Origin of the sequence: Nocardia speluncae NBRC 108251, from assembly GCF_001613245.1 — a bacterium.
Lineage (GTDB): Bacteria > Actinomycetota > Actinomycetes > Mycobacteriales > Mycobacteriaceae > Nocardia > Nocardia speluncae.
Window position 1 is genome coordinate 97092 of the sequence record NZ_BDBZ01000004.1, and the last position, 15102, is coordinate 112193.

At 69.0% G+C, this 15102-nt stretch carries 16 protein-coding genes and 1 pseudogene; 6 read left to right on the forward strand and 11 right to left on the reverse strand.

All coding sequences use genetic code 11. The features are described 5' to 3' along the window. Window positions 1-114: 114 nt before the first annotated feature. Together NS6_RS07745 and NS6_RS07750 are read left to right on the forward strand one after the other, a co-directional pair. The gene (locus NS6_RS07745; RefSeq protein WP_068038707.1) at window positions 115-564 is read left to right on the forward strand and encodes a hypothetical protein; all 450 of its coding nucleotides are present in this window, start codon (window positions 115-117) and stop codon (window positions 562-564) included. A 244-nt stretch (window positions 565-808) separates the two neighbouring features. Then, window positions 809-1987: a sensor histidine kinase gene (locus NS6_RS07750; protein ID WP_068038709.1), complete on the forward strand. Its 1179-nt coding sequence runs from the start codon at window positions 809-811 to the stop codon at window positions 1985-1987. A 78-nt stretch (window positions 1988-2065) separates the two neighbouring features. Here the strand turns inward: NS6_RS07750 and NS6_RS07755 are convergent, their stop codons facing one another. From NS6_RS07755 to NS6_RS07785, 7 genes are all read right to left on the reverse strand, one after another. Further along, the gene (locus tag NS6_RS07755; protein ID WP_068038711.1) at window positions 2066-3697 is read right to left on the reverse strand and encodes a monocarboxylic acid transporter; all 1632 of its coding nucleotides are present in this window, start codon (window positions 3695-3697) and stop codon (window positions 2066-2068) included. After that, complete coding sequence (locus NS6_RS07760; RefSeq protein WP_068038713.1) at window positions 3694-4047, reverse strand: DUF485 domain-containing protein; 354 nt, start codon at window positions 4045-4047, stop codon at window positions 3694-3696. The genes NS6_RS07755 and NS6_RS07760 overlap by 4 nt, the downstream gene beginning before the upstream one ends. A gap of 174 nt (window positions 4048-4221) precedes the next feature. Next, on the reverse strand, window positions 4222-5973 hold the full coding sequence (locus NS6_RS07765) for a sodium/solute symporter (RefSeq protein WP_245669180.1): 1752 nt from the start codon (window positions 5971-5973) through the stop codon (window positions 4222-4224). A gap of 67 nt (window positions 5974-6040) precedes the next feature. Then, window positions 6041-6409 (reverse strand): hypothetical protein, encoded by a 369-nt coding sequence (locus tag NS6_RS07770; RefSeq protein WP_068038718.1) that lies wholly within the window; start codon window positions 6407-6409, stop codon window positions 6041-6043. Next, window positions 6406-7146: a LytR/AlgR family response regulator transcription factor gene (locus NS6_RS07775; protein WP_068038721.1), complete on the reverse strand. Its 741-nt coding sequence runs from the start codon at window positions 7144-7146 to the stop codon at window positions 6406-6408. The genes NS6_RS07770 and NS6_RS07775 overlap by 4 nt, the downstream gene beginning before the upstream one ends. Window positions 7147-7255: 109 nt before the next feature. Further along, window positions 7256-7717 carry a VOC family protein gene (locus NS6_RS07780; protein WP_068038724.1) on the reverse strand — a complete coding sequence of 154 codons (462 nt, stop codon included), beginning with the start codon at window positions 7715-7717 and terminating at the stop codon, window positions 7256-7258. Between the two features lie 94 nt (window positions 7718-7811). After that, window positions 7812-8759 carry a hypothetical protein gene (locus NS6_RS07785; RefSeq protein WP_307647236.1) on the reverse strand — a complete coding sequence of 316 codons (948 nt, stop codon included), beginning with the start codon at window positions 8757-8759 and terminating at the stop codon, window positions 7812-7814. 135 nt (window positions 8760-8894) lie between these two features. Here NS6_RS07785 and lspA point away from each other — a divergent pair, with 135 nt between their 5' ends. The 3 genes from lspA to NS6_RS07800 are packed head-to-tail and all read left to right on the forward strand — an operon-like array spanning window position 8895 to window position 11284. Further along, a complete protein-coding gene (gene lspA, locus NS6_RS07790) occupies window positions 8895-9644 on the forward strand; it encodes a signal peptidase II (RefSeq protein WP_371859313.1) in 750 nt (249 codons plus the stop codon). Beyond that, the gene (locus tag NS6_RS07795) at window positions 9641-10567 is read left to right on the forward strand and encodes an RluA family pseudouridine synthase (RefSeq protein ID WP_068038727.1); all 927 of its coding nucleotides are present in this window, start codon (window positions 9641-9643) and stop codon (window positions 10565-10567) included. Before lspA ends, NS6_RS07795 begins: the two co-directional genes overlap by 4 nt. A 60-nt stretch (window positions 10568-10627) precedes the next feature. Beyond that, window positions 10628-11284, forward strand: coding sequence for a hypothetical protein (locus tag NS6_RS07800; RefSeq protein ID WP_068038731.1), 657 nt, complete (start codon window positions 10628-10630; stop codon window positions 11282-11284). 1 nt (window position 11285) lies between these two features. On the opposite strand, the gene NS6_RS07805 is transcribed toward NS6_RS07800, so the two are convergent. The 3 genes and pseudogenes from NS6_RS07805 to NS6_RS07815 all read right to left on the reverse strand — a co-directional run bounded on the left by NS6_RS07805 (window position 11286) and on the right by NS6_RS07815 (window position 13542). Further along, the gene (locus NS6_RS07805) at window positions 11286-12104 is read right to left on the reverse strand and encodes a PhzF family phenazine biosynthesis protein (protein ID WP_068038734.1); all 819 of its coding nucleotides are present in this window, start codon (window positions 12102-12104) and stop codon (window positions 11286-11288) included. Between the two features lie 84 nt (window positions 12105-12188). Further along, the gene (locus NS6_RS07810; RefSeq protein WP_068038737.1) at window positions 12189-12425 is read right to left on the reverse strand and encodes a hypothetical protein; all 237 of its coding nucleotides are present in this window, start codon (window positions 12423-12425) and stop codon (window positions 12189-12191) included. Beyond that, window positions 12422-13542, reverse strand: a pseudogene (locus NS6_RS07815) (MFS transporter). Before NS6_RS07815 ends, NS6_RS07810 begins: the two are co-directional and overlap by 4 nt. Window positions 13543-13679: 137 nt before the next feature. On the opposite strand from NS6_RS07815, the gene NS6_RS07820 reads away from it, so the two are divergent. After that, window positions 13680-14447, forward strand: a complete 768-nt coding sequence (locus NS6_RS07820; protein ID WP_068038739.1) for an AraC family transcriptional regulator — start codon at window positions 13680-13682, stop codon at window positions 14445-14447. Window positions 14448-14454: 7 nt separating this feature from the next. On the opposite strand, the gene NS6_RS07825 is transcribed toward NS6_RS07820, so the two are convergent. Continuing rightward, window positions 14455-15075: a GNAT family N-acetyltransferase gene (locus NS6_RS07825; protein ID WP_068038741.1), complete on the reverse strand. Its 621-nt coding sequence runs from the start codon at window positions 15073-15075 to the stop codon at window positions 14455-14457. Window positions 15076-15102: the final 27 nt, after the last annotated feature.

Consider the following 15102-nt stretch of genomic DNA (forward strand, 5'->3'; position numbering starts at 1 on the left):
GGGCCGCGTCACGATCGGATCAATCGGAGATTCGGAGATCCGCCTGCACCACTACGGCCCGGACCGCCGAGGATCGACCCCGCACAGCCCACGAACGACCCAGCGAGGTGAACGATGACAGCACGTATGACGGCGATCGCCCTCCCGGCGGCCGCGACGGCGCTGACGGTGGGGGCTCTCACGGCCACCGCGGCACCCGCGGCGGCGGACGGCGGCACGTTCCAGCCCGTCTATTCGCTCGCCCAGGGCGCCTGCGTCGCCCAGCTCGACACATCCGTCAACGGTGATGCCTATCCCGAGCACGCGGCTTTCACCGTCTCGACCATCATGTTCGGCGTCGGCCCGTGCACCCTGCCGGTGACCCTGAACTGGCGCAATCTCGACACCGGCGCCACCGGATCGGTCACCCGGACGGCGAACGGGCCCGGGCACTGGATGAACGACGGGCGCTCCGCACTGTTCCGCCCCGGCGTGGGCCGGTTCACCGCGACCATCACGGTCGGCGCGGCCCATGTACCCGAACCCGGTTCGGTGGACTTCACCGTCACCGAGTACCGGGGGTGAGCGCCGGCCCCCGATAGCGCGAAGCGCGCTGGTCACGACCGGCCCGGGACAGCCGGCGGTATTCCCGGCCGGCCCTGCTCCCCATCTCGTCGAGCCCCCTCGTGGGCCGACTCGCCGGCCCGGGCCGGTTATCGCCTCCGGAGAAGGTTTCCCGCAGCAATGGCGGTTGCTGCGGGAAGCGTGAGACGATGACCGGCCCCGGCCGGCGAGCCGGCGGGTGGTCTACGAGAGAAGGGGTGGCCGAATGGCCGCGACCGTCGTGGTGATCTGCGCTTGCGCGGTACTGCTCGCCGCGGGGTTGCTGATCTGGGCGCGGCCGCGGCGGATGGTCACCACACCCGCGGAACGCGCCGTGCACGCCGCCCTGCATACCGCTTCACTTGCGGCCCGGTCACTGCGCCGCGGGCTCACCGCGACCTCGGCGCTCGACGCGGTGCCGCATCTGCGGGCACTGGTGGGGGCCGAGGGACTGGGCGTGGCCGATCCCGATGGTGAACTCCTGGCATGGGACGGCGCGCGTCATGTACCGGCCGGTGAATTCACCACGGCCGTCCGGGAAGCCATCGCGGGGCGGCGGCCGGTACTCGTTCATCTACCCGATCCCGAGCATCCGGGCCGCACCCTGGTGGCCCAGCCCCTGCTCACCGACAGCGATGCGGTGGCGGGAGCGCTGGGCATGGTCACCTCGGCCCGGCCGGGCCCCGGTACCCTCGGCGCGCTGGCCGAGGTGGCCCGCTACGCGTGTGGGCAGCTGGAATTGGCCGAACTCGACGCCTCCCGGGCCCGGCTGGACCGGGCGGAGGTGCGGGCGCTGCGAGCACAGATCAGCCCGCATTTCATCTACAACGCACTCAACACCATCGCCTCGTTCGTCCGCACCGACCCCGGGCGGGCGCGCGAGCTCATCCTGGATTTCGCCGATTTCACCCGCTATTCGTTCCGGGTGGCCGGCGAGTACACCGTGCTGGCCGATGAACTCAGCAATATCGAACGGTATCTGGAGCTGGAACGCGCCCGGTTCGGGCCGGCACTGCAGGTGCGGTTGCGGATCGCACCCGAGGTACTGGGGGTGACACTGCCGTTCCTCGCGTTACAGCCGCTGGTGGAGAACGCGGTCCGGCACGGGCTGACGGGCCGGGCCGGGGGCGGCACAGTGACCATCGAAGCGCTCGACGCCGGAACCGACTGCCTGATCAGCGTGGAGGACGACGGCGCCGGGATGGACCCGGAGGTTCTGCGGTCGGGAACGCTGGATGCCGCCGGAGATATGCGCGAGGCACCGCATATCGGGCTGGCCAATGTGGACGATCGGCTACGCGCCGCGTTCGGCAACGACTACGGGCTGGTGGTGGATACGGCGCCCGGGGCGGGCACGAAGGTGAGTATGCGGGTACCGAAATTCCGCGCCGGAATCCGGCCCTGAGCGCCGGACAAGGCCGGGCCCCGTTCACCCTCACAGAACGGGGTCCGGCCCTGCGCACCGGGAATCGAACGCCCGGTATCAGTGCGCGACGGCCTTCTCCGCGCCGACACCGGTCAGTGCCCGGACCTCCATTTCCGCGGCCTTGGCGGGATCCTCGTCGTTACCGCCCAGATAGGTGCCCACCACACCGAGCACGAAGGCCAGCGGGATGGAGACGATGCCCGGATTGGACAGCGGGAACCAATCGAAATCCATATCCGGCAGCATGGCGCTCGCCGATCCGGATACCGCCGGGGAGAACACGATGAGCACGATCGTGGAGATCAGCCCGCCGTACATGCTGAACAGTGCGCCCCGGGTGTTGAAGCGGCGCCAGAACAGCGAGTACAGGATGGTCGGCAGATTGGCCGCGGCGGCGACCGCGAAAGCCAGTGCCACCAGGAACGCGATGTTCTGCCCGTTGGCCAGGATGCCCAGCGCGATGGCCAGTACGCCGATCACCACGGCGGTGATCCGGGAGACCCGCACCTGGGCGTTCTCGTCCACCTTTCCGCGGCGGATCACGTTGGCGTAGATATCGTGCGCGAACGAGGCCGACGCGGTGATGGTGAGCCCGGCGACCACCGCGAGGATGGTCGCGAAAGCCACCGCGGAGATGACTCCGAGCAGGATCACCCCGCCCAGTTCGAAGGCCAGCAGCGGGGCCGCCGAATTCTGCCCACCGGCCGCGGACAGGATGCGATCGGGGCCGACCAGGGCCGCCGCACCGTAACCCAGAACGAGGGTGAACAGGTAGAAGGCGCCGATCAGGGCGATCGCCCAGACCACCGAGCGGCGTGCTTCTTTGGCGGTCGGCACCGTGTAGAAGCGCATCAGCACATGCGGCAGGCCCGCGGTACCGAGCACCAGGGCCAGGCCCAGCGACAGGAAGTTCAGTTTCGACATCTCGCTGCCGCCGTACTGGGCGCCGGGCGCCAATACGTCGCGGGCGGCGACCGTCGAATCGGTGGATCCCGCGATGGCACTCTGGGCGCCGCCCAGGATGTCGGACGGATCGAACCCGAATTTCGCCAGCACCATCACGGTCATCACGGCGGCGCCCGCGATCAGCAGCACCGCCTTGATGATCTGTACCCAGGTGGTGCCCTTCATCCCGCCGACCAGCACGTAGACGATCATCAGCACGCCGACCACGGCGATCACCACGGCCTGCCCGGCCTCACTGGATACGTCCAGCAGCAGCGCCACCAGACCGCCCGCACCGGCCATCTGCGCGAGCAGATAGAACAGTGATACCGCCAGCGTCGTGATCGCTGCGGCGGTACGCACCGGGCGCTGCTGCAACCGGAAACTCAATACATCGGCCATCGTGAATTTGCCGGTGTTACGCAGCATTTCGGCCACCAGCAGCAAGGCCACCAGCCAGGCCACCAGGAAGCCGATGGAGTACAGGAACCCGTCGTAACCGTAGACCGCGATGGCGCCGGCGATGCCCAGGAAACTCGCGGCGGACAGATAGTCGCCGGCGATGGCGACCCCGTTCTGCGGGCCGGTGAAGCCGCGGCCGCCGGTGAAATAGTCGGTGGCGCCGGAGGTGTTGCGGCCGGCCCAGAACACCACGACCATTGTGACGACGACGAACAGGGCGAAGATCCCGATATTGGCCGCGGGGTTGCCGACCGTATCTTCGGCAGCGTACAGCGTGGTCACGACCCGCTTCCTTCCAGTTCGGCGCGCAGCGCGGCCGCGCGCGGGTCCAGTTCCCGGTTGGCGAAACGGACGTAGAGACCGGTGATGAGGAAGGTCGAGACGAACTGTCCCAAGCCGAGCAGCAGCCCGATATTGACCTCACCGAAGACCTCGGTGCCCATGAAATCGTGTGCGTAGGCGCCGAGCAGCACATAGCCGAGGTACCAGAGCAGGAACAGGGCGGTCATGGGGAAGATGAAGCGGCGCAGCCGATTGCGGAGTTCGGCGAACTCCGGGCTGGCTTGTACTGCGACGAAATCGGGAGGCGCCGTGGGCTGCCCGCCGCTGTCGTCGAGATCCGTATCGGTCATGCCGGGTCCTCGCAATGTGATGTGTGTTACCTGAACTGAAGCTAGCGAGTCCGATAGGACAGCAACAGATGTGATGCCGATCACTCGGCGAAGGTATGCGACTGTGCGGTGAATGGTCGCTGTCACGCGATGAGCGGTCGGGGCCGAACTCCGCAGCGAACCCGGCCGGCGGTATCAGCGATCCGAGCGCGTTCCCGGCTCACGGTCGGCGCCCATGCCGAGCCGTTCCGGCGCATGCATCCGGACGAAAATCCGGCCCAACTCCGCGGGCTTCGCGGTGAACCGGCTGACCAGCACCATCGTCCCGAACGACAGTGGTACCGCGACCGCTGCGGGATACCCGAGTATCGCGGCCGGCCACCCGCCGGCCAGTTCCGCAGAGATACCGCCGAATACCGAAACCACGGTCGCACCGCCTGCCACGACACCACCGGCCACCAGACCCGCTACCGCGCCCGCCGCAGTGAGCCCACGCCACCAGATTCCCAGCACCAGCAGCGGGCACAAGGTGGATGCCGCGAGCGAGAAGGCCAGCCCCACGGTGCGCGACAGGTCGAGTGACACCACCGACAGTGACAACGCCAGCGGAACCGCCCCCGCAGCCAGCGCCGCCAGCCGGAAATCCCGGATCCGGCCGCGCAGCACATCCGTACTCAGCACCCCGGCGATGCTCACCACCAGACCCGAGGAGGTCGACAGAAACGCCGCCATCGCCCCGGCCGCGACCAGTGCGGCCAGCAACTGCCCCGGCAATCCGGCCAGCGCCGAGGACGGTAGCAGCAGAACCGCGGCGTCGGACGTCCCGGTAATCAGCAACTGCGGAACGTAGAGGCGCGCGAAAACCCCGAGCAGGACCGGGAACAGATAGAACACCCCGACCATCGCGATCACCGTCAGCGCGGTGGCGCGCGCGGCCCGGCCGTCACGATTGGTGTAGAAGCGGACCAGGACGTGCGGCAGCCCCATGGTGCCCAGGAAGGTCGCGATCATCAGCGAGTACACCTGGTACTGCGGATGAGGCCCGGCGAAACCGCCCCCCGGCCGCAACCAGTGCGCCCCGTCGGCCGGCGCACCCGCCACCACCGGCACCGCCGACCCCGGTTCGAGGACCAGCCGGGTATCGCGCGCCAGCTCATGGGTGCCCGCGGTGAGCAGCACCGGCCCGTCCACCGGACGGGCGTCGAGTTCCCCGTGCACCGAAACCCATTGCGGCGCCGGCAACTGCACCAATACCGGGGTCGTCACCTCCACCGTGGTGCGTTCACCGACCGTCGGCGGGACCGCCGCGCCGATCTCGCGTTCCTCCGCACCGCTACCGAAGAAATGCATCAGCAGGACGAGGGCGGGCAACGCCACCGCAGTCAGCTTCAGCCAGTACTGGAAGGCTTGCACAAGAGTGATCGAACGCATCCCGCCGCCGACCACATTCGCCACCACGATCCCGGCGACCGCCACCGCCCCGACCCACCCGGGCACTCCGAGCAGGATACGCAGGGTCAAACCGGCGCCCTGGAATTGCGGGATCACGTACACCGCGCACACCAGCACCACCACCAGGGCAGCGAACCGGCGCGCCCGCGGCGAACCCAACCGGAACTCGGCGAAATCCGGCACAGTGTAGGCGCCGGACCGCCGTAGCGGTGCCGCCACGAACAGGAGTAATGCCAGATAGCCCGCCGTGAATCCCACCGGGTACCACAGGGCGTCGGCACCGTATTTGGCAATCAATCCCGCCACACCGAGAAAGGAGGCTGCCGAGAGGTACTCGCCCGATACCGCGGCCGCATTCCACCGGGGTCCGACACTACGCGAGGCCACCAGGAAATCCGAGGTGGTGCGCGCCCAGCGGACCCCGTACACGCCGAGTGTCACCGTCGCCACCGCCGCCGCCAGCAATGCGGCCACAGTGAGTCCGGACGAGTTCACCGCACGTCCCCCGTACTCCGCGCGGCGGAGCATCCGGTACCGGCTGTCGTGGTTGCGGGCACCCTCGTCAATCCCTGGTGAGTTCGAGGAAATCGTGTTCGTTGCGTTCGGCGAGCCGCACGTAGATCCGGCCGGTCAGCCACAGCAGCGGATACGCCGCCCCGCCCAGGATCAGCCAGGGCAACCGGATCCCGAGTACCACTGTCTCGGCCACCGCGGTCACCCGGAACAGCAGTGGTAGCGCCGCGAGCAGCAGTGCCATCACCAGTGCGCAACTCAATGCCAGCCCGAGTTGCGCGCGGATCAGACCGCCGATCAGCGCAGCACCGATCTCGGTCTGCTCGGCGACCTCCACCCGCGTGCGCACCCGCCGCGCGCCGCGGCGTTCGGCGAGTACCACCCGCTCGCGCGGGCCTTTGGGGGGCGGGCCGATCATCGCCGGTCCGGATGCGGGCCCTGCACCAGCCGCTGTTTGAGTTCACGGACCTGCCGCCGACTCACCGGTAGTTCCACCTGCGGGGCGCCACGCAGGCAGACCCGGGTCGCGGCGCCGACCGTTCGCAGGCCGGTGACCCGGTCCAGTGCCACCAGGTACGACCGGTGCACCCGCAGGAAGCCGTCACGCCAGCGTTCCTGCAGTGCCGACAGCGGGATCCGTACCAAATGCGAACCGGTATCGGTATGCAGCCGGGCGTAGTCGCCCTCCGCCTCCACCCAGCTCACCTGTGACCGGTGCACCAGCGTGGTCACGCCGCCGAGTTCGACCGGGATCACCTCGTTGTTCCCGGCCGGCGCGGGATCCGGTCCGATGCGGGCTCGCCGGTCGGTGACCCGCCGCAATGCCGCGCCGAGGCGAACCTGTCGCACCGGTTTGAGCAGGTAGTCCACCGCGCCGAGGTCGAACGCCGCCACCGCGTGGTCTTCGTGTGCCGTGACGAAGACGATGGCCGGTGGATCGGCGAATTCGGCGAGCACGCCCGCCAGTTCCATACCGTCCAGGCCCGGCATGTTGATATCGAGGAACACCACATCGGCGCCGTGTGCACGCAGTATCCGCAGCGCACCGGTCGCGTCGGCGGCGCCGTGGAGTTCGGTCACCGCGGGCTCGGCGCGCAGGAGATACAGCAGCTCGTCCAGCGCCGGCGGCTCGTCGTCCACGGCCAGCACCCGCATCCGCCCGACCTTTCCCGCTACATCGACCCGATCATGGTAATCATCGGCACCGAGCGGCGGGGGCGGGTCCGGTTATCCGGTCGAGAACAGCGCCGGGAGCGGCACCGGGTCAGGATCCCAGCTGATCCATGCGCCGCTGCATTTCCGCCGGCTCGATATCTTCCACATGAGTGGAGACAGTCCACTGATGTCCCCACGGGTCGACGAACGAACCGGTGCGGTCGCCGTAGAACTGGGTTTCCGGGGCGCTGATCTCGGTCGCCCCGCCCGCCAGCGCGACGGCGTAGGCGGCATCCATATCCGCCACATACACGTACAGGTTGACCGGTGTACCGCCGATCGAATGCGGATCGCGGAAGGCCATATCGGGTGCCGGATCGCCGAGCATGAGCACGGAGTTTCCGATGAGCAATTCGCAGTGCATCACCGTGCCGTCCGGCCCGGGGATGCGCATCCGCTCGGTGGCGCCGAAGACACGTTTGTAGAACTCGACCGCCTCGGCGGCGCCGGCGATCGCCAAACCGGGCGAAATAGTGGGATAACCTTCGGGAATCGGGGAGACATCAGACATCACAAGACCTCCGGTCTCGGATCGAATTGTCGGATACTGCGAGCTTAGGCCCCCGCCGCGCCGAGCGCCGGTGACCGGCACAACCCGGCCGGAATCAGTCGCCCCAGCTCACGTTCGTCTCGATGACCTGCCGCAACTCGGTCGCGTTACGCGGGTTCCGGTAGAACTGATGCCCGCCGATACTGATCGATCCGGAGATGGGAAGCGGTAACCCCAGATCGACGGTGATCTCGCCGCTGCCCTGCATTGTGTAGTCCTCGATATCGAGGGTGCCGGCCGCGTTCGGCAGATCCCAGGTACTCGATTGCGGCGTCTGGGTGACGTCGAGCCGGATGGACAGCCTGCCTCCGTCCCGCGCTATGAGCGTGGCCGTGGTGACCTGGTCCAGGTCGACCCCGCCGCCGACCGTCTGTCGTACCTGCCATACCGCACCTTCCCCGACCGGTTCGTCGGGGAAGGTGATGGACCGGTAGACAGCCTGGTAGAAGGCCTGCTCCAAGGCGGCCCGCGCCGAGTTCGACGTTTCCGGTGAGGGCGCCAGCCGCAGCGCGGTGATACCGCCGAGTTCGCTCATCTCCAGTCCGGCATGCGAACCACCGGCCGCGGTCAGCGCCTCCGACAGCGCCGGATCAGGGGTGGTGACCTCGCCGAGGGTCAGTTCCACCCCGTCGGAGTCCGCGGTGGCTGTCATCGGGATGGTGAGCGCGGGACTGGAGAAGTCGCGCACCTGCTGGGCATCGATCTGCTGCTGGATGTGGTGATCGGTGCGCAGGGTGACTGCTTGGATCGTGCCGTCGTAATAGGAGGGCCGCAGTAGCGTTCGGGGTTCGCTACCGGGGTCCACGACGTTCACCTGCGCCGCGGCGATCGGCACCGTGACCTCGTTACCGATACCCAGGGGTTCGGTACCGTCCGCCTCGGCCGCCGAATCCCCCGCATCGCTGCAACCGGCCCCGAAAGTGGTCAGTCCCAGCGCGAGAACCAGCATCAGCACTCTGGACCGCGCCTGGCGGGCCGAAGGAAGCGAACACAACACCGTCACGCCCGACAGCCTACGAGGCGTTCCTGAGGAAGGGCTGGGACATTCGGGGGCAATCATTCCGAGGAACACCGGTGGGGGCACCATATGCACACGTGGCGGGTGCCCACGTGCCGGGCCGGGCTGCCTCGAGAGATGATGGTCGGCGTGAACAAGGACCGGACGCGTGAGCAGGACGACCCCGACCGCCCGAGTGGGGACGAACAACAGCCCCGCCAGCGGCTGGCGCTCCTGCTGACGATCGCGGTGTCCTTGTTCACGCTGGATCTCATCACGAAGGTTGTGGTCGTCCAGCAGATCCAGCCCGGTGAACGGATCTCGCTGATCGGGGATTTCGTCCAGCTCGTCCTGGTGCGTAATCCGGGCGCCGCGTTCTCGATGGCTACGGGAATGACCTGGCTGCTCACGCTCATCGCGGCCGCAGTCGTGATCGGTGTCCTGCGGATCGGCCGTACCCTGCGTTCGCCGCTGTGGGCGATCGGCCTCGGCGGGGTACTGGGCGGCGCGTTCGGCAACCTGATGGACCGGTTGTTCCGGGCGCCGGGCCCGATGCAGGGGCATGTGGTCGACTTCTTCTCGGTCGGCTCCTTCCCGGTGTTCAATGTGGCCGATTCCTCGATCGTCTGCGGCGCCATCCTGCTGGTGGTGCTGACGGTGTTCGGCTTCGAACCCGACGGCACCCGCTACAACCGCAACGACCCCGCCGAGGACACCACTGCCTCCGCTACGCCGCCGCCCGCCACCACCCGGCCCGGCCCGGCCGATGACCCCGGCAGCGAAACCGGCGAATCCCCCGCACCCGATCCTGGCGAGCCCCGCCGCGACCCGGAACCCGAGGCCGCCGCCGGCACCCCGGCCACCCGCACCGGCAAGGACACCGCCGCATGAGGGAGACCAGAACCATGCCCGTACCCGACGGGCTCGACGGCATGCGGGTGGATGCCGGACTCGCACGGTTGCTCGGCCTGTCCCGGACGGCAGTGGCCGCCCTCGCCGAGGAAGGGTCGGTACAGCTCGACGGCGCGGCCGCCGGAAAATCCGATCGGCTCATCGCGGGCGCGTGGCTGGAAGTGGTGTTCCCCGAACCCCGCCGCGCGCTGACCATCGAGGCCGCGCCGGTGGAGGGGATGAGGATCCTCTACGCCGACGACGATATCGTCGCCGTCGACAAACCGGTCGGTGTGGCCGCACACGCCGGCGTCGGCTGGAGCGGGCCCACCGTGGTGGGCGGTCTCGCGGCAGCCGGGTACCGGATCTCCACCTCCGGCGCCCACGAACGGCAGGGCATCGTGCACCGGCTCGATGTCGGCACCTCGGGGGTCATGGTGGTCGCGCAGTCCGAGCACGCCTACACCGTGCTCAAGCGTGCCTTCAAGCAGCGCACCGTGGACAAGCGCTATCACGCGCTGGTGCAGGGCCATCCCGATCCCAGCAGCGGCACCATCGACGCCCCCATCGGCCGGGCTCGCGGCGGCGAGTGGAAATTCGCGGTGACCTCCGACGGCCGGCCCAGCGTCACCCACTACGACACGGTGGAGGCGTTCCAGGCCGCCAGCCTGCTCGATATCCATCTGGAAACGGGCCGGACCCACCAGATCAGGGTGCATTTCTCGGCCATTCGGCATCCCTGCTGCGGAGACCTCACCTATGGCGCGGACCCGCGGCTGGCCGAGCGGCTCGGGCTGCAACGCCAATGGCTGCACGCCCGCTCACTGGGCTTCCAGCATCCGGCCGACGGCCGCTACCTGGAGATCACCAGCGACTACCCCGACGACCTCGCCGTGGCATTGCGGACCTTGCGCGAGGCCTGACCCGCCGTGCCCGTAGACCAGGATCCCCCGGCATCACAGTCTGTACGCGACCGTGGCCGGTTGCGGGCCCTGGGGTTCGGTGCCGCGGCCGCGGTATGCGCGGCGGTCGTCGTGGCGCTCGGTATCGCGACCCCGCCCGCCCCGGACGGGGTCTCCACCGACCGGCTCGGCCCCGAAACCGGGGAAACGATCGCGGAATACCTCGACCGGGCACGTGATTCGCTGTCCGGCTCCGACGACGGCGACCGCTGGGCGCTCGTGTCGTTCACCGACTACGGTCCCGCCGCCGCTCTCCCCGGCCTGTCGGGTGGTCTGCGGGTGAGCCGGGCGCTGTATCGAGTACCGATCCCCCGGGTGGCGACCCCGTTGGTGGCGGTCCAGGTTCCCGAGAACGCAACAGCGCTGACCCGGTCCGGTACGGACGCGGCCTGGCAGTTGGCCGACCGCCGCCGTTACACCGCCGACGGCACCCGCGGCGCCCAGGTTCTGGATGTGTCCATCGTCCGGCTGCGGACCGGCTGCGCCTGCTCACCCGGGCTGGTCATCCGGGCGCCGCTGTCCCGGCTACGCGAACTGGCGGGCCGGCCCGGGATCCGCACCGTCCAGGCTCTCCCGGCGGATGCCGTCGCCGAACGTTTCGCGGTGGCGCCTCTGCTACCGGATAGCGCGGACCCGGTCGCCCCGCGGCCCGACGACGGCGCCGTCCCGGCGGGCTGATTCAGAAATCCAGACTCACCACACCGTCGAGATACCGGCGGCACCGGCCGCTCAGCAGTACTCGTTCACCGGCCAGTTCGACCCCCAGCGTGCCGCCGCGCCGGGACAGCTGCCGGGCGACCATTCGGTGCCGCCCGAGTTCGGTGCTCCACAACGGCGCGAGTTGCGCATGCGCCGAACCGGTCACCGGATCTTCCGGTACGCCGGCGCCGGGGGCGAAGAACCGCGATACGAAGTCCACCTCGTCACCGGGCGCCGTCACGATCACACCGCGGGCCAGCGGCGGGAACGCGCTCAGCGCCGGCGCCAGGTCCCGGACCTGCTGCTCGGACTCCATCACGAGCACCACATCGGTTCCGGTGAACGCCCGCACCGGTTCCACGCCGAGCGCGGCCACCAGCGCCGGATCGGAATCGCCCGGCACGGACGCGACGGCCGGCAGGTCCAGAACGTAGACGTCGTCGTCCGTGCGGTCTACCGGTAGCCAGCCACTGCGGGTGAAGAAATTGACCCGGTCCTCCCCCGGCGCGGTATCGGTGAGGATCTGCGCGGCACTCGCCAGGGTCGCATGCCCGCACATCGCCACTTCCACTGCCGGGGTGAACCAGCGCAGGTGGTAGGCGGGCCCGTCGCCGGGCGGCGGTCCGGCCTCCGGAGGCAAGCGCGAGGTGTAGAACGCGGTCTCGGCCAGGTTGTTCTCCTCGGCCAGCTGTTGCAGCACGCTGTCGGGTAACCAATCCGGTAACGGCATGACCGCGGCCGGGTTCCCGGAGAACGGTGCGTCGGCGAACGCGTCGATCTGGTGCAGCAGAACCTCCATGCCATGAAGGTACTCCAGCCGCGAATAGACGCCCTGCACAAGCCATCTGAGCCTCTATGGAGCACGTGCCGCAAATCTCCCCGGTCAGGCACCGGCAGTGCGCAGGAACCTCCGTATCGGTGGTGCGAGGGAATCGGCGAGTTCGGCGGCGGAGGCCATACCACCCGCGAACGCCGGCGCCAGGTATCCACGCGGCATGCGGCGGACCAGTTCCTCGGCCAGAGCCGCCGGATGCCGCGAGTCGACGCCGGGGGACACCAGCACGGGCGCAGTGAGTGCCGCGAACTCGGCGGTGCTGCGATCCAGCCGCTGCGGGGTCAAGCAAGGCCGGCTCGAGGCCGGGGCAGCAGGAGGGCGAGCGCGAGCGCGGCGAGCGGCAGCCAGCACACCGCGCTCAGGACGGCCTGGGGCCGTGGCGGTCGGCGAGGGCGCCGAGAACGGGAACGAACATGCCACCGGCGCTCACCGCTAGTCCGAGGGTCACGCCCGCCGCTGTGCCCGGCCGGGCGGGCAGATAGTCCTGCCCGAGCTTCACGAAGACCGCGAAGGGCAGATTCACGGCGACCCCGGCGAGTATCGCGGCCGCGAGCGCCGGTCCGGCATCCGATATCAGGCGTAACGCGACCAGTGCGGGAACGGCGGCGGCACAGCCGATCCGGATGGTTGCCAGCATCCCGATCCGGTCCGCCACCCGGCCCCCGGCCAGCGTCCCGAGTACACCGCCGACCAGGAAAGCGGTCAGCGCGACACCACCCAGGAACCGGCCGGCACCGAGGTAGACGATGAAATACAGCGCGAGGAAGGTGTTGATCCCGGTGAACACCACCGAGCGGACCACTTCCACGGCGGTCAGCAGGAAGAACGGCAGCCAGCGGTCCCGGCCGGTCACGGCGGGAACAAACGATTTCCGGGCGCTGCAACGCTGCTGATGCCGCCACAGAACGAAGGCCATCAGCACGGCGGGCGGCACGAAAAGCGCCGTACCGGCCACCCCCAGCGAAACCAGGGCGGGTGTGACGAGTGCAGGAGCGAGGAAGAAGCCGATACTTCCCCCGGCGGCGAACAGGCTCATGGCGGTGGTGCTCTCGCCGGCCGCGCGCCGCGCGTCCCGGCCGGCCGCCGGATGGAATGCGGCGACGCCCAGTCCCGAGACCAGCAGCAGCGACCAGACCAGCCAATATGTCGGTGCAAGGCCGGCGAGTCCCGCACCTACCCCGGCGACCACGAGACCCGCCGGTGCCAGCCACAGCAGTTTCCAGCGGTCGACCAGGATCCCCAGCAGGGGTTGCGGCAGCGCACTGCCCAGGGTCGCAGCCAGCGCGAGGCCGGCCGCGGCGACATAGCTGTAGCCACGTTCGAGTACGAAGAACGGGACGGCAGCCGGTACCAGCCCCTGGTAGAAGTCGTCGACGATATGCGCGAACACCCAGTACCGCATACGTTTCCACACGGTTTCCCGGTGTTCCGCCGCTCCGGCGTCGACCGTATCCCACACTCTCGGTACCCTTCCCGCGATTCCTCCACATTCACGGTAGGAATCCGGACGGTTACGGACTTCCGATAAAATGACAAGTTATGCCGGAAACCCGCCAAACCTACCCTGCGCCCACCTCGGTACAGGATCTGTCCGGTGGTGCACAGATCAGCCGGCACCGGCACAGCGAACATCAGCTCGTCTACGCCAGTTCCGGCGCGGCCGAAGTACGCACCGATACCGGTTGCTGGATCGCCCCGGCCGATCGGGCGATCTGGATCCCGGCCGGGCACTGGCACGAACACCACTTCTACGGTCCCACCCGTTTCCACTGCGTGGCTTTCCCGCCCGGCCGCTCCCCCGGCTGGACCACCCCCACGGTGGTCGGCACCCCAGCGCTGGTCCGCGAACTCGTGATCACCTGTTCGTCACCGGCCGGTCTGCCCGGCGCCGAGCTGGATCGGTTACAACAGGTGCTGCTCGATCAGCTACGCCGCAGCCCGCCACAGCAGCTGGGGCTCCCCGCCGCACGCGACGAACGACTCCGGCGAGCCTGTGCGCTGGTCGAACAGGATCCGACAGCCGGGTGGACACTCTCCGCCCTGGGCCGGCGAATCGGCGCGAGCGAACGCACGCTCACCCGCCTGTTCCGCACCGAACTGGCCATGACCTACCCGCAGTGGCGGACCCAGCTGCGCCTGCACCGGGCCGTCCGGCTACTGGCCGAGGGGCTGCCCGTCACCACGGTGGCCGGTCGCTGCGGCTGGGCCTCCGCGAGTGCCTTCATCGACGTCTATCGCACCGTGCTCGGCCGTACCCCCGGCCGCGCACGATACGCCGGAAAACCAGAACCGGCTCCCACCCGCTGAAGCGACTTCAGGCTCCGGTTCGGGGCGTGCGCCACATCGGCCACAGATCGGGCCCGTCCGGGACGGTGATCGTCCCGGTCACCTCGAATCCGAACCGTTCGTAGTAGCCGAGGTTCGCCTGTTTACTCGATTCCAGGTAGGCCGGTATTCCCTCGCGGTCGCAGACCGCGAGGCGCTCGTTCAGCAGCGCCCGCCCGTATCCGCCACCGCGCTGCCGCGGATCGGTGCCGATCGTGGCGAGATACCAGTGCGGTTCCTCCGGATGGGCGGCGGTCATGAGCTCGACCAGCTGCTTCCCGGCCCGCATCCGGCTGCCGAACACCCGCACCATCTGTGGCAGCATCCGCAACTCGGTCAGTGACGAGGTTTTCCACCGGCCGGGTGGATCCCACAGCGCGGCGCCCGCGATCGTCCCCGCCGAATCCACGGCGATATCCACACCGCCGGAGGCGAAATGCTGATACCGGGTCTGGGCGGCGAACAGTCGCGCCAAGCCCTTCGCACGGCGCCGTGAGTCCGGCAGCATCCACTCCATCACCGGGTCGTCCTGGAAGGCATCGGCCAGCGTGCGCGCCAACGCCGCGATCTCATCGCGACGTGCGGGACGTACGTCGAGCTCGGTCGGCATTGTGGTGTCTACCTCTCGTCGAAGAGC

Bases quoted from the DNA above. Each gene is read 5' to 3' on its own strand.
- NS6_RS07745 (WP_068038707.1), top strand. From the start codon at position 115: ATGACAGCACGTATGACGGCGATCGCCCTCCCGGCGGCCGCGACGGCG.
- NS6_RS07750 (WP_068038709.1), top strand. From the start codon at position 809: ATGGCCGCGACCGTCGTGGTGATCTGCGCTTGCGCGGTACTGCTCGCC.
- NS6_RS07760 (WP_068038713.1), bottom strand. From the start codon at position 4,047: ATGACCGATACGGATCTCGACGACAGCGGCGGGCAGCCCACGGCGCCT.
- NS6_RS07770 (WP_068038718.1), bottom strand. From the start codon at position 6,409: ATGATCGGCCCGCCCCCCAAAGGCCCGCGCGAGCGGGTGGTACTCGCC.
- NS6_RS07775 (WP_068038721.1), bottom strand. From the start codon at position 7,146: ATGCGGGTGCTGGCCGTGGACGACGAGCCGCCGGCGCTGGACGAGCTG.
- NS6_RS07780 (WP_068038724.1), bottom strand. From the start codon at position 7,717: ATGTCTGATGTCTCCCCGATTCCCGAAGGTTATCCCACTATTTCGCCC.
- lspA (WP_371859313.1), top strand. From the start codon at position 8,895: ATGGTCGGCGTGAACAAGGACCGGACGCGTGAGCAGGACGACCCCGAC.
- NS6_RS07795 (WP_068038727.1), top strand. From the start codon at position 9,641: ATGAGGGAGACCAGAACCATGCCCGTACCCGACGGGCTCGACGGCATG.
- NS6_RS07805 (WP_068038734.1), bottom strand. From the start codon at position 12,104: ATGGAGGTTCTGCTGCACCAGATCGACGCGTTCGCCGACGCACCGTTC.
- NS6_RS07820 (WP_068038739.1), top strand. From the start codon at position 13,680: ATGCCGGAAACCCGCCAAACCTACCCTGCGCCCACCTCGGTACAGGAT.
- NS6_RS07825 (WP_068038741.1), bottom strand. From the start codon at position 15,075: ATGCCGACCGAGCTCGACGTACGTCCCGCACGTCGCGATGAGATCGCG.